Raw genomic sequence first — 12814 nt, 5'->3', positions numbered from 1 at the left:
AGGCTGATCATGTTGCGTTTTATCCTGCAAAAACTCGGGATGGCGATACCGACCCTGTTGCTGATTTCGGTGATGGTGTTCGCGATGATTCGCCTGATCCCCGGTGACCCGGCGCTGCTGATGCTCGGCGATATGGCCGACCCACAGAGTCTGGCCGACATGCGCCGTGACCTGGGGCTCGATCACTCGGTGGTGACGCAGTTCCTGATTTGGTTCAAGGCTGTCCTGAGCGGCGACCTGGGCTTTTCCATCAGCACCAAACAGGCGGTGTTGCCGCTGATACTGGAGCGCTTCAGTGTCAGTGCAATCATCGTGCTGGTGGCTGTGTTCCTGGCCACGCTGATTGCGGTACCGGTCGGTCTGGTCGCTGCGTGGAAACAAAACAGTGCCCTGGACCTGGGGTTGGTGACCACCGCTACCTTGCTGTTGTCGATCCCCAGCTTCTGGCTCGGCCTGCTGTTGCTGCATGCCTTCGGCATCAAGCTCGGCTGGCTGCCGGTGGTGGGCTACGTGAGTTTCGCCCAGGCCCCGTGGCAGGCCATGAGTTTTCTGGTACTGCCGGTGATCACCCTGACCCTGGTGGAACTGGGTGCGATTACCCGAATGGCCCGAGCCAGCACCATTGAAGTATTGCGCCTGGAATACATCGCCCATGCCCGCGCCAAAGGCTTGTCGGAGCGGACTGTGTTGTGGCGGCACGCATTGCCCAACGCCTTTGCGCCGACCTGGACCCTGGTCGGACTGATCCTCGGCAACCTGCTGGGCGGCATCGCGGTACTGGAAACCGTGTTCACGCTGCCGGGCATCGGCCGACTGATGGTGGATGCGATTTTTGCCCGCGACTATCCGGTACTGCAGGGCTGCCTCCTGCTGATCACCTTCATCTATGTGCTGGTCAACCTTTGCGTGGATCTGCTCTACCCACTGTTCGATCCAAGGGTGAAGTTATGAGTTCGAATATTCCTTTGGCGCCATTGGTGGGGGCCGCGAGCCCACCCGTCAAGCGCCCGCGTGGCTGGCCAGCGGCCAATGCACTGATAGGTGGCGGGTTGTTGCTGGTGCTGATCGCTCTGGCATTGCTGGGGCTGGTGTGGACACCGTTCGACCCGTTGCGAATCGATCTGTTGTCGCGCCTGCAAGGCCCGTCCGTGCTGCATTGGCTGGGCACTGATGAGTTCGGTCGCGATGTGTTCAGCCGGCTGTTGATCGGCGCCCGCACCAGCCTGTGGATCAGTTTGCTGACGGTCAGTGTGGCGGTGGTCGCTGGTACGTTGATCGGCATGCTTGCCGGGTACCTGCGCGGCTGGACCGATCGTTTGCTGATGATGTTCAACGATGCGCTGCTGGCGTTCCCCGGGATTCTCATGGCCCTGGGCATCATGGCGATCATCGGTGCAAGCAAGTACGGCATCGTCCTGGCACTGGGGATCGCCTACACGCCCTCGGTGGTGCGGGTGGTGCGTGGCACGGTGTTGTCATTGCGCGAGCTGGAGTACATCGAAGCGTCGCGGGTGATCGGCAATTCGGAGCTGTACACCATGCTGCGGCATATCGCCCCAAACTGCCTGGCGCCACTGTGTGTGCTGGCGACCAGCATGTTCGGTTGGGCGTTGCTCTCGGAAAGTGCCCTGAGCTTCCTTGGCCTGGGTGTGCCACCGCCCGCGGCGACCTGGGGCAACATGCTTGCCAGTAGCCGACCCTACATCGCATCGGCCCCTTGGCTGGGGATCTTTCCGGGGCTGTTCATCTGCCTGGCGTTGTTGGCGATCAATCTGTTCGGCGATGCACTTCGTGATCGTCTCGACCCGCGGATGAGGAAATGAGCATGTCGTCCACCAATGTTTTGTTGAGCGTGGAAAACCTGAAGATCCGCGTGGGTGAGCATGGGCCGCTGGCTGTCGATGACCTGAGCTTCAGCGTCGCACCCGGTGAGATTGTGGCCCTGGTCGGTGAGTCCGGCAGCGGCAAGACCATGGCCGCTCGGGCGGCGATCGGGTTGTTGCCGTTACCGATGCAAGTCTGCGGCGGCCGCCTGGATTTCCAGGGGCGTGATCTGGTGACTGCAGGCACCGCCGGGCTGCGCGCCATTCGCGGCGCGAGTATCGGCATGGTGTTCCAGGAGCCAATGGTGTCGCTTAATCCGGCCTTGAAGATCGGCCAGCAGATGAGCGAAGCACTGGAACTGCACACTGACTTGAATGCCGGGCAGATCCGCGAGCGTTGTCTCACCATGTTGCGACGCATCGGCATCAAGGACGCCGAACGCTGCCTGGAAGCTTTCCCGCACCAGTTTTCCGGTGGCATGCGTCAGCGGATCATGCTGGCCTCGGTGATGTTGCTGCGCCCGGCGCTATTGATTGCCGATGAGCCGACGACCGCGCTCGATTGCCTGGCACAACTGGACGTCATCGAGTTGATGCTTGAACTGACCCGGGAGCAGGGCACGGCGATCCTGTTCATTAGTCATGACCTGTCTTTGGTGGCACGTTATGCGCACAAAGTGGTGGTGATGCGTCACGGCAAATCGGTGGAGCAGGGCACGATCAACGAGATTCTGTTGGCACCCAAGGCCGAGTACACCCGCCAGCTGCTCGAGGCTTTGCCACGACGTGGCGAACTGGCCGCGCTGCCGGCGAGCAACGGCCCGTTGGTGGAAGTTGATCAGGTGTGCATTGAGCATCCCGGGCCGCCATCCTTCTGGGGCAAACGCCAGTACAAACGGGTGGTGCATTGCGCCAGCCTGGCCATTGCACCAGGGGAAACGCTGGCGCTGGTCGGCGGCAGTGGCTCGGGCAAGACGACTCTTGGCCGCTCGCTGGTGGGCTTGATCAAACCCTGTGCCGGGGCGATTCGGTTCAAGGGTGTCGACATTCTCAAGGCCGCCAACCGGACCCATCGCCTGCAATGCCAGATGATTTTTCAGGACCCGTATTCTTCGCTCAATCCGCGGATGAGAATCGGCGAGATTCTCGCTGAGCCGCTGCGGCATGAACCTGGCCTGAATGCTGCCCAGCGTCGCGAGCGAGTCGCGCAGACATTGCGTGATGTGGGCCTTGGCGAGCAGTTTGTCGAACGCTTCCCACATCAACTGTCCGGTGGCCAGCGCCAGCGCGTCGCCATTGGTCGCGCCTTGGTGCGACATCCGCAACTGGTGATTGCCGACGAGCCGATCTCCGCGTTGGACATGACCATCCAGAAGCAGATTCTGGAATTGTTCGAGCGTTTGCAGGCGCAGTACGGCTTTGCCTGCCTGTTCATCTCCCATGACCTGGCAGCCGTGGAGCGAATTGCGCACCGGGTGGCGGTCATGCACCAGGGCGAAGTGGTCGAAATCGGCGCTCGCGAGCAGGTCTTCGACTATCCGCAGCATCCGTACACACGCCAGTTGTTGGCGGCGGCCAGTCCTCTGGAAAAACTCGCCGACGGCGGCTACCGATTACGCCCGGCCAGTTTTTGATTTAACACCCTGATTGCACCTCGCGCGCCAGTCCCGAAACCGGCGCGAAGGGGGAAGTCATGTCCGAAAAACAATAAGACCCACTCACTCACGATGACTGCCAGGAGCCACGCAATGAGCAACAACAGCAACCTCAACCTGATCATGACCGGTGTCAGCCTGATGGGCGGGGGCCTGTTGAGCGCCCCGGCCCAGGCCGATTTCATCAAGGACAGCAAGGCCGATCTGGAGCTGAAGAACTACTACTTCAACCGCGATTATCGTGAGGACGCCGGGCAATCCAAACGCGAAGAATGGGCGCAGGGTTTCATCCTCAATGTGAAGTCAGGGTTCACCGAGGGCACGGTGGGATTTGGCGTGGATGCGATCGGCATGCTCGGTTTGAAACTCGACTCCAGCCCCGACCGTTCCGGCTCGGGCCTGCTGTCGCGGAACAACGAAGCAGAGCCTGGAAAGCCGAGCTATGCCAAGCGTGCCCACGACGAATACTCCAAGTTGGGTGTGACCGGGAAAATGCGTATCGCCAAAAGCGAATTGCGCAGCGGTTATCTGCTGCCCGACCTGCCGACCTTGCAACCGAATACCAGCCGGTTGTTTGCGCAATCCTTCCGAGGCACGCAAGTGACATCCGCGGACATCAAGAACCTGACTCTCACGGGTGGCCAGATCAATCGGACCAAACAACGTGAGTCGACCGACTACGAAGAGATGGGTCTGACCGGTCAAAGCGGCGCCTATAAAAGTTCGGCCAAAAGTGACGAGTTCAATTTTGTCGGCGGCGATTACAAGCTCAGTCCCAACCTGACCCTGACCTACCACTTTGCGCAATTGGAAGACATCTACCAGCAACACTACGTCGGCCTGAAAAACAGCTTCGCGCTGGGTGGCGGCACGCTGAAAACCGACATCCGCTACTTCGACGCGGACAAGGCGGGTGCTGGGCTGGCAGGCAAGGTCGACAACCGCGCATTGAGTACGCGGGTTGCCTACAGCTTTAAAGGCCACAGCCTGGGCGGCGGTTATCAGGAGCAATATGGCGACACGCCCTTTACCTATGTGGATGGCACCAACACTTACCTGTTTTCCGAGTATCAGTTGAGCAATTTCTCCCAGACCAACGAGCGGGTCTGGCATGCGCGCTACGACTTTGATTTCGCGGTGTTGGGAGTTCCGGGGCTGACGTTTTCCACTCGCTGGGCCAAGGGCGATCAAGCTGAAGTCCTTGGGTTTGCTGGTGAGGGCCGCGAGTGGGAGCGGGATATCGATCTGGGCTATGTGTTTCAGTCCGGGGCGCTCAAGGGTGTTTCGCTGCGCTGGCGTAATGGGTTGAGCAAAGCCAATTACCTGCGCGACATGAACGAAAACCGGGTGATCCTCGGTTACACCGTGGCGCTTTGGTGATGCGCTGGCTGTGCACGCTGATCTCCTGCAGGAGCGAGCTTGCTCGCGATGGCGGCTTGCCAGCCCACCGGAATTTGGCCGATGTACTCGATCCCTGTGGGAGCTGGCTTGCCCGCGATGGCGGCGTATCAATCAACGGATATTTTTCAGTGGTGACGCCATCGCGAGCAAGCTCTGCGCCTACAGGGCAAATGAGTTCCGGCTCAGGCCTTATTGCGTGCAACCCCCATCTTGCTGGCCACTTCCAAATGCCGATGCAGCAGGGTCGAGGCCCATTCGTTATCACCTTGCTCCAGTGCATCAAGAATCGCCAGGTGCTCGCGGCAAGAAACTTTCACACGCTCGAGATTGCTCGCCGAATGAAACTCGGTCAGCCGACGCAAGCGGTTCTGCTGCTGGATCGCCTGAAGAATGTAGGTGTTGCCGGATGCCGCAGCGAGCAGTTCATGGAACTCGGCGTTGCATTCGAAAAACCGCTGGCCGTCGACCTGACCTTCGAGCAGTTCGAGCTGGCGTTCCCGGCAGCGCCGGAACTGCTCGGCATTGATCTTGAACGTCGGTTCCAGCAGGCCGGCGGGTTCGACCAGCATGCGGAAGCGATAACTCTCGAAGCGCGTCTGGGGACTGCTCAGGGTAGGCAGGAACATCCAGCCATGGCCGTGTTTGCGCTGCATGACGCCCTCATCGGAGAGCCGCAGCAGACAGCGGCGCAACACACTTTTACCGGCACCGTAGCGCCGCAGCAGATCGCTTTCGGAGATCTGGTCGGGCAAGACCTGATTCAGCCGGTCGTCGATCAGCCGGGTGTAAAGCTCATCTTCCTCGTTGTGCAGTTCATCGAACTGCTCCGCCAGACCGGCAGAAGTTTGCAGAGGAACGCGAAAGCCCTGTTGAGGCAAGGGCTCGATCAATTGCTGCTCGGCCAGGTAGGAAAGGGCGCTGCGGATAGGCGAGCGGGATACGCCCAATCGCTGGCTCAGTTCCACTTCCTTGAGATGGCTACCGGGTTGCAGGTCGCCGGACTGAATGGCGGAAAGGATCTGGCCGGCGACCTTGGTCTGCAGCGAGGTGAGTTGAGCCATGGCGCGTTGTCGTTCCTGTGACAGGGGAGGCAAGGATACCCGAAAAGTACAAAACGCTTCGAAGCAGCGGAAGCTGAATTATAGAGGCTTTAAATACAGGCATGCAGTGGTAGATAAATTAAAAAACGTATTATTTGATATATAAAAACATTGATTCGCAGAGAAACGGCAATTTTGAGGAAGTTAGTCATGACCTATGAACCCCTGCCCAGAGCCTTGCCTCATGAACGAGGTGTCGACCCTCAAGGGGTCGTTGACTTTATCTCGGCGGTGCAGAACGCCGGGCTTGAGCTGCACAGTTTCATGCTTTATCGCCAGGGCGCGGTGGTGGCAGAAGCCTTTTGGCGCCCGTACTCGGCGCGGCGCATGCATGTACAGCACTCGGCGACGAAGAGCTGGACCGCCACGGCCGTGGGCCTGCTGATCGACGATGGACGCTTGAAGCTAGACGACAAAGTGGTCAGCTTTTTCCCCAAGCTGTGCCCGGTCGAGATCAGTGAAAACCTCGCCGCCATGACCGTGGAAGATTTGCTGACCATGCGCACCGGCCACAAGCGGGGCATTTCCGGCGGTGACTGGCGCAACCTGAAAACCAGTTGGGTCGAAGCTTTTCTGCATGAGCCGGTAGCAGTGCCACCGGGTAAGGACTTCATCTACAGCAGTGCTTCAAGTTTCATGCTGTCGGCGATTGTTACGCAGGTCAGCGGCAAAACCATGCATGAGCTGTTGCAGGAGCGGGTTTTGGATTATCTGGGGCTGGACCGTCTGGAGTGGGATCTGGCTCCCGGCGGTTTCAATTCTGGCGGCAATGGCCTGAGCTGCACCACCGAAGATTCGTTGAAATTCGGCGTGTTGCACCTCAATCGGGGCCAGTGGCAGGGACGACAGTTGCTGTCCCCACAGTGGATCGCCGACGCCACTCGCAATCAGGTCGAAGAGGTGTGGATGGGGGAATTCGACGGCAAGCAGTATCTGCCGCGCAGTCATGACCGCAACACTGAGGCGCGACAGGACGGCTATGGCTATCAATGGTGGATGACCGAGCAAGGCGGATATTACGCCTCGGGTGTATTCGGCCAGTACTGCATGGTGCTGCCGGACCAGGACACGGTGATCGTCTTAACCTGCGGTTTGCGCCTGGGCGAACGACGCTTGAAAGCAGCGATCTGGGACCATTTGTTCCCGGCGTTGGGCCGTGCGGCCACCGATCCGCATTCCACCCAAACGCAACTCGACGAGCTGATCGACACCTTGTGCCTGCCAACCCTGCAAGGCTTGAGTGAATCGCCCTGCGCCACCCACCTGCAAGGTCGCTTCGCCGTGGCGCCAAATGAGGACGGAGTGCTGGAGCTGGGCTTCGACTTTCGCGATGACTATTGCGATTTCACCCTCGTTGATCATCGCGGACAGCACCGCTTGCGAGTCGGCCTGCGCCAGCCGGTAGAGTCGCAAACCAGCATCACCGGCAATTATCTGCATCATCAATACCAACCGGAACAGACCCCGGTCATCGCCCACGGACGCTGGAACGAGCAAGGCGAATTGCGGATGGACTGGCGCTTTGTCGAAACCGCTTTCGGCGACCACGTCTGCTGTCGCCTGGAGCACGGCCACTTGCTGTTCGATCGCGGCGTTAACACCAATGCCGGATCGATGCAGCGCTCGACACTGACCGGCACCCGGATCTGACCCCCTGATTAATTGGATGGAGCACAGTAGATGAACCCGATTTCGACTTCCGCGCTGTGGGCGCCCTTTACCCCGATGCGTCAGTTCAATCGCCAGCCGACGCTGTTCGAGAGCGCCGAGGGTATGCATTACACCACCACCGACGGCCACCGCGTACTCGACGCCATGGCCGGACTCTGGTGCGTCAACGCCGGTCACGGACAGGCACGAATCGTCGACGCGATCCGCGAGGTGGCGGGGCGTCTGGATTTCGTATCCTCGTTCAAGATGAGCCACCCGGCAGCCCTCGCCATGGCTGACAAATTGGTGGCGATTGCTCCGGCGGGACTCGACAAGGTGTTCTTCACCAACTCAGGTTCCGAAGCCGTCGACACTGCCTTGAAAATTGCCCGCGCCTATCATCAGGCCCGTGGCGACAGTCGCCGGACCAAACTGATCGGCCGAGCCAAGGGCTATCACGGCATGGGCTTTGGTGGGTTATCGGTGTCCGGTATCGGTCGGCAGAAACGTGATTTCGGACCATTGCTTGGCGACGTTGCACACCTGCCGCTGCCGTATGACGCCGGCCTGCGCTTCAGCGCCGGCCAGCCAGAACAGGGCGCGCATTATGCCGATGCATTGCTGCAACTGCTGGAGGTGCACGACCCTTCGACGGTGGCGGCGGTCATCGTAGAACCGGTGACCGGTTCTGGTGGCGTCTATGCGCCGCCCCTGGGTTACTTGCAGAAGCTGCGCGAGATTTGCGATCGCCACGGCGTGTTGCTGATTTTCGATGAAGTGATTACCGGTTTCGGTCGGTTGGGGCACTCGTTCGCCGCCCAGACATTCGCAGTGACGCCGGACCTGATGACCCTCGCCAAGGGCTTGACCAACGGCGCCGTGCCCATGGGGGCCGTGCTGGTCAGCGGTTCGGTGTATGACGCGTTCATGACCGGCCCCGAGCAAGCCATCGAATTCATGCATGGCTACACCTATTCGGCCCATCCGCTGGCGTGCGCAGCGGGACTGGCGACCCTCGCTGTGCATGAGGAATTGGGCATCAACGCTCACGTCCGACAAGTTGCTCCCGTCTGGCAGAAAACAGCGCTGGCGTTGCGTGAGCAACCGTCGGTGCAGGACATTCGGGCCATCGGTCTGCTGTGCGCCGTCGAGCTGAGATCCCGCGAGGGCGCGCCAGGTGCCCGGGCTGCGGAAGTCGCGCAGCGCTGCTTCGACGCCGGGCTGCTGGTGCGCGCCTCGGGCGAGAACATCGTGCTGTCGCCACCGCTGATCATCAGCGAAGAACAGATTGCGCTGATCTTCGACACCTTGCAGCGGGTACTCGATCAAGTCGCCTGAGGAGGCCCGATGAATTACCTCGATTTCTACATTGATGGCGAGTGGGTCAAGCCCCTGGCGGGCGAATCCATGGTGGTGATCGACCCGACCACCGAGCGTTCCATCGGCGCGATCACGCTCGGCACTCGTTCCGACCTCGACCGGGCTGTGGCGGCGGCAAGACGCGCATTTGCGCAGTACGCACAATGGTCGCGGGAGGAACGCCTGGACCTGCTGGGTGCGATCATCGAAGGTTATCGACAACATAGCGAAGCGCTGGTCGAACTGGTGCACCGGGAGATGGGCGCGCCATTGTCACTGGCGCGCAATGCACACGTGCCTGCGGGGCTTGGTCACTTGCAGCGGGCCTTCGAAGTGCTGCGTAGCTATGAGTTCGACCGCCATCACGGCACGACACTGATCAGCCGTGAGCCGATTGGCGTCTGCGGATTGATCACCCCCTGGAACTGGCCGCTCAATCAACTGACCTGCAAGCTCGCACCGGCTCTTGCCGCCGGTTGCACCATGGTGCTCAAACCAAGCGAAAAAGCTCCGCTGTCTGCCATGTTGCTGGCCGACATTCTTCACCGTGCCGGCGTGCCCAAGGGCGTGTTCAACCTGGTCAATGGCGATGGCCCGACGATCGGCGATGGGATCGCCCGGCATCCGCAAATCGATATGGTTTCGTTCACCGGTTCTACAGCTGCGGGCATTGCCGTGGCCAAGTCCGCTGCCGATACGGTAAAGCGTGTATCCCAGGAGTTGGGCGGCAAGTCGGCCAACCTGATCCTCGCCGATGCCGATATCGAGACGGCGGTGCGCCACGCTGTGAGCAGTTGTTTTCGCAACAGCGGTCAGTCCTGCAATGCGCCGACCCGTCTGTTGATACCTCGGTCAATGCAGGCGCAGGCCATCGAGATCGCCCGGTCCGTTGCCGCGCAGATCTGTTTCGATGACAGTCAGCCGGCCAGCGCCATGGGGCCACTGGCGAATGTCGCGCAATTCGAACGGGTCCAGGCTCTGATCGGTGCCGCCATCGATCAAGGAGCACACTTGGTATGCGGTGGCACAGGGCGTCCCGACGGTGTGTCGTTGGGGTATTACGTCCGGCCGACGGTGTTTGCCGACGTCCACCCGGATATGCCGATTGCCCGGGAGGAAGTGTTCGGACCCGTATTGGTGATCATCGCGTATGACACCGAAGACCAAGCCGTCGCGATCGCCAATGACAGCCCTTATGGACTTTCGGGATACGTCACGTCGGGTTCGCTTGAGCGCGCTCGTGCAGTGGCGCGACGCTTGCGCACGGGCATGGTCCACCTCAATGGCAGCAAGGCGGACAACGGCGCGCCGTTCGGCGGCTATAAACAGTCGGGCAATGGTCGTGAATGGGGCGTGTTCGGGTTGGAGGATTACCTGGAAGTGAAGTCGATGTTTGGGTATGGGTCGGGCGCCTGAATGTTTCGGTGGTTAACAGCGCCGTCATCGCGGGCGAGCCCGCTCCCACAAGGTCTTGTGGTTGCCGCATGATTTAGGCACGCCGCAAAACCCTGTGGGAGCTGGCTTGCCAGCGAAGAGGCCGGCACATTCAGCATTGATGGCACTTGAGCCGCCGCCATCGCGGGCAAGTTGAATGCGCCAGGTCAGGCAGCACACCTTTTCGGCTCACAGATACTTATCCGTCACCGCCCCCTCCGAAGCGCTGGACACGGTCTTCGCATATTTGGCCAACACCCCGCGCTTGTACTTCGATTCCGGCCGCACCCAGCGCGACTTGCGCTCGGCCAGCTCAGCCTCGGACACATCCAGCGTAAGCTGCCGCGTTTCGGCGTCGATGCTGATTTTGTCGCCATTCTCGATCAACGCAATCGGCCCGCCCTCAAAGGCCTCCGGCGTGATATGCCCGACCACGAAACCATGGGAGCCTCCGGAAAAACGACCATCGGTGATCAACGCCACATCCTTGCCCAGACCCTTGCCCATCACCGCCGACGTCGGCGAGAGCATTTCGCGCATACCCGGCCCGCCCTTGGGGCCTTCGTAGCGGATCACGATCACTTCGCCGGGCTGAACTTCGCCGTTGAGAATGCCAGCCAGCGCACCTTCTTCACCGTGGTAGACCCGGGCCGTGCCTTCAAAGCGCAGGCCTTCCTTGCCGGTGATCTTGGCGACCGCGCCGGTCGGCGAGAGGTTGCCGTGCAACACCACCAGGTGCGAATCCTTTTTGATCGGCCGGTCGAAGGGCAGGATCACGTCCTGGCCTTCGGGATAGTCGGGCACGTTCTCCAGGTTTTGCGCGAGGGTCTTGCCGGTGACAGTCATGACATCGCCGTGCAGCATGCCGGCCGCGAGCATGCGTTTCATCAGGGGCTGAATGCCGCCGATGGCCACCAGCTCGCTCATCATGTATTTGCCGCTGGGGCGCAGATCGGCGACCACCGGGGAAATCTTGCCTAGCTCGATGAAGTCGTCCAGGGTCAACTCGACATCCACTGCGTTGGCCATCGCCAGTAAATGCAGCACCGCATTGGTCGAGCCGGCGAGGGCGATCACCACGCGGATGGCGTTTTCAAAAGCCTTGCGCGTCATGATGTCCCGCGGTTTCAAATCGAGCTTGAGCAGTTCCATGACTTGCTGGCCGGCGCGGAAACTGTCTGAGGCCTTATCGCCGCCGACGGCGTCCTGGGAGCTCGAGCCCGGCAGGCTCATGCCCAGCGCTTCGATAGCCGAGGCCATGGTGTTGGCGGTGTACATGCCGCCGCAGGAACCGGGGCCGGGGATCGCCACTTCTTCGATCTGCTTGACCTGGATTTCATTGATGTCGCCGCGGGCATGCTGACCGACGGCCTCGAACACGGAAATGATGTCGGTGTGGCCGGCACCGGGGCGGATGGTGCCACCATAGACAAAGATCGACGGCCGATTGAGCCGCGCCATGCCGATCAGGCAGCCCGGCATGTTTTTGTCGCAGCCGCCTACGGTCACCAGTCCGTCGAAGCCTTCGCAACCGACCACGACCTCGATGGAATCGGCAATGACCTCGCGGGATACCAGCGAGTACTTCATGCCTTCGGTGCCGTTGGCGATGCCGTCGGAGATAGTGATGGTGTTGAAAATCACGCCTTTGGCGCCGGCGGCGTTTGCGCCTTTTTCCACTTCCAGCGCCAGCTTGTCGATGTGCATGTTGCACGGCGTGACCATCGCCCAGGTCGAGGCAATGCCGACCTGCGGCTTGTTGAAGTCGTCATCGGTGAAACCCACCGCGCGCAGCATGGCCCGGGCGGGTGCGGCTTCGACGCCATCGATCACTTGGGAGGAGTACTTGCGCAGATAGTCTGTATCGCTCATGACAATGCATCCTTTGAGGCAAACAGCATCAGTATAGAGGTCCCGCCGCGTCGAACCGGACTCACGAGTCGGGAACAGACGCGCGGGTTAGCCTTGTCGTGATATTCTTGGCGCAACTTGGTTTGACCTATTCAGTTTTCCTGTCCATGAGACGGGCGAACAGAATCACTGTCGCTCAAGTAGCTGAAGCCAAAAAAGATAAGAAGTCAGTTCAGTAGGGACATATAACGGGGGTCGATGCACAGACATCGGCCTTGTGTGCCCACCCGGTAGTCCTGCTGTGCCGCACCCATGATCTGCCGTGAAACATGGGCTGTGAGCGCGAGGATGGAAGGGCGGATGGCGTTTTATCATAGGTGCTACAGATGTTTAAAAAAGTGAACACAGCCCTGCTGGGGTTGGCTCTGTCGTTGGGGATGACGACGGCTCAGGCCGAAGAAGCCAAGAAAGTCGATGTGCTGCTGATTGGCGGCGGCATCATGAGCGCGACCCTGGGTGTGTGGCTCAATGAGCTGGAACC

General features: G+C 60.4%; 10 protein-coding genes. 8 read left to right on the top strand and 2 right to left on the bottom strand.

Annotated elements, in window-relative coordinates:
• Window positions 1–9 precede the first annotated feature (9 nt).
• The 4 genes from D8U69_RS02415 to D8U69_RS02400 all read left to right on the top strand — a co-directional run bounded on the left by D8U69_RS02415 (window position 10) and on the right by D8U69_RS02400 (window position 4858).
• On the top strand, window positions 10–951 hold the full coding sequence (locus tag D8U69_RS02415; RefSeq protein ID WP_130904681.1) for an ABC transporter permease: 942 nt from the start codon (window positions 10–12) through the stop codon (window positions 949–951).
• Window positions 948–1823, top strand: coding sequence for an ABC transporter permease (locus D8U69_RS02410; RefSeq protein WP_130904682.1), 876 nt, complete (start codon window positions 948–950; stop codon window positions 1821–1823). The genes D8U69_RS02415 and D8U69_RS02410 overlap by 4 nt, the downstream gene beginning before the upstream one ends.
• Window positions 1824–1825: 2 nt before the next feature.
• Window positions 1826–3457, top strand: coding sequence for an ABC transporter ATP-binding protein (locus D8U69_RS02405; protein WP_130904683.1), 1632 nt, complete (start codon window positions 1826–1828; stop codon window positions 3455–3457).
• A gap of 114 nt (window positions 3458–3571) precedes the next feature.
• Entirely contained in the window at window positions 3572–4858 is a 1287-nt protein-coding gene (locus D8U69_RS02400) for an OprD family porin (protein WP_130904684.1), read from the top strand.
• Window positions 4859–5061: 203 nt separating this feature from the next.
• On the opposite strand, the gene D8U69_RS02395 is transcribed toward D8U69_RS02400, so the two are convergent.
• Window positions 5062–5940 (bottom strand): GntR family transcriptional regulator, encoded by an 879-nt coding sequence (locus D8U69_RS02395; RefSeq protein ID WP_130904685.1) that lies wholly within the window; start codon window positions 5938–5940, stop codon window positions 5062–5064.
• Between the two features lie 189 nt (window positions 5941–6129).
• Here D8U69_RS02395 and D8U69_RS02390 point away from each other — a divergent pair, with 189 nt between their 5' ends.
• The 3 genes from D8U69_RS02390 to D8U69_RS02380 are packed head-to-tail and all read left to right on the top strand — an operon-like array spanning window position 6130 to window position 10404.
• On the top strand, window positions 6130–7629 hold the full coding sequence (locus D8U69_RS02390; RefSeq protein WP_130904686.1) for a serine hydrolase: 1500 nt from the start codon (window positions 6130–6132) through the stop codon (window positions 7627–7629).
• Window positions 7630–7659: 30 nt separating this feature from the next.
• The gene (locus D8U69_RS02385) at window positions 7660–8967 is read left to right on the top strand and encodes an aminotransferase class III-fold pyridoxal phosphate-dependent enzyme (protein ID WP_130904687.1); all 1308 of its coding nucleotides are present in this window, start codon (window positions 7660–7662) and stop codon (window positions 8965–8967) included.
• Window positions 8968–8976: 9 nt separating this feature from the next.
• Window positions 8977–10404 (top strand): aldehyde dehydrogenase family protein, encoded by a 1428-nt coding sequence (locus D8U69_RS02380; RefSeq protein ID WP_130904688.1) that lies wholly within the window; start codon window positions 8977–8979, stop codon window positions 10402–10404.
• A 207-nt stretch (window positions 10405–10611) separates the two neighbouring features.
• On the opposite strand, the gene ilvD is transcribed toward D8U69_RS02380, so the two are convergent.
• Window positions 10612–12294 (bottom strand): dihydroxy-acid dehydratase, encoded by a 1683-nt coding sequence (gene ilvD, locus D8U69_RS02375; RefSeq protein ID WP_130906611.1) that lies wholly within the window; start codon window positions 12292–12294, stop codon window positions 10612–10614.
• A 365-nt stretch (window positions 12295–12659) separates the two neighbouring features.
• Between ilvD and D8U69_RS02370 the strand changes: the two genes are divergently transcribed.
• Window positions 12660–12814 (top strand): malate:quinone oxidoreductase (locus tag D8U69_RS02370; protein ID WP_130906610.1); only part of this gene is annotated, 155 nt, incomplete at its 3' end.

This window comes from Pseudomonas sp. Sample_16 (genome assembly GCF_004307665.1).
Taxonomy (GTDB): Bacteria; Pseudomonadota; Gammaproteobacteria; order Pseudomonadales; family Pseudomonadaceae; genus Aquipseudomonas.
This window is presented reverse-complemented; position numbering and strand designations above follow the sequence as displayed.

Excerpts from the sequence above, each read along its gene's own strand:
- D8U69_RS02415 (WP_130904681.1), top strand. The coding sequence starts at position 10 with ATGTTGCGTTTTATCCTGCAAAAACTCGGGATGGCGATACCGACCCTG.
- D8U69_RS02410 (WP_130904682.1), top strand. The coding sequence starts at position 948 with ATGAGTTCGAATATTCCTTTGGCGCCATTGGTGGGGGCCGCGAGCCCA.
- D8U69_RS02405 (WP_130904683.1), top strand. The coding sequence starts at position 1,826 with ATGTCGTCCACCAATGTTTTGTTGAGCGTGGAAAACCTGAAGATCCGC.
- D8U69_RS02400 (WP_130904684.1), top strand. The coding sequence starts at position 3,572 with ATGAGCAACAACAGCAACCTCAACCTGATCATGACCGGTGTCAGCCTG.
- D8U69_RS02395 (WP_130904685.1), bottom strand. The coding sequence starts at position 5,940 with ATGGCTCAACTCACCTCGCTGCAGACCAAGGTCGCCGGCCAGATCCTT.
- D8U69_RS02390 (WP_130904686.1), top strand. The coding sequence starts at position 6,130 with ATGACCTATGAACCCCTGCCCAGAGCCTTGCCTCATGAACGAGGTGTC.
- D8U69_RS02385 (WP_130904687.1), top strand. The coding sequence starts at position 7,660 with ATGAACCCGATTTCGACTTCCGCGCTGTGGGCGCCCTTTACCCCGATG.
- D8U69_RS02380 (WP_130904688.1), top strand. The coding sequence starts at position 8,977 with ATGAATTACCTCGATTTCTACATTGATGGCGAGTGGGTCAAGCCCCTG.
- ilvD (WP_130906611.1), bottom strand. The coding sequence starts at position 12,294 with ATGAGCGATACAGACTATCTGCGCAAGTACTCCTCCCAAGTGATCGAT.